Below are 519 nucleotides of genomic sequence, written 5' to 3' on the forward strand. Positions count from 1 at the left end.
GGGCAAAGTACCCCACCACCAGCAGCAGCACGCCGACCACGATGAAGGACACGATGCGGTACAGCCCGCCCTGGTCGGCCAGCTCGACGAAGAACAGCTTCAGCACGACGATGCCCAGCAGCCCCGCGCCGACGATCCACACCGTGCGCAGCACGCGCCGGTGGCCCAGCAGCATCAACCCGACGCCGACCAGCGACCAGGCCACCGACAGCATCGCCTGCGTCAGCGTCGACGCGAACAGCGAAGCCTCGTCCCACGGCACCTCGGCCGCGTGGTGGGCCAGGCGCAGCACCAGCCCGGTGTAGACCGCGAAGGCGCTCAGGCCCAGCACACCGAGCACGGCCGCCGGCGGCACGCGCTCGCGCACCGGCTGCGGCAGCGCGCGCAGCCACAGCGCCAGCACCAGCAGCGCGAGGCACTGCCCGATCTCCAGCGGGTTCAGCAGCGGCAGGTACGGCAGCGGCGCGGCCGTGCCGTCGTGCGCGTTCGCGCCCCACACCCACAGCAGCAGGCCGAGTG

General features: G+C 72.6%; 1 protein-coding gene. It reads right to left on the reverse strand.

Annotated features, from left to right (window positions below):
* A partial coding sequence (locus AC1D01_RS38270; protein ID WP_477875250.1) for a DUF2339 domain-containing protein occupies positions 1–519 on the reverse strand: 519 nt, incomplete at both ends.

It is taken from the genome of Rhizobacter sp. P3_B12, assembly GCF_056402895.1.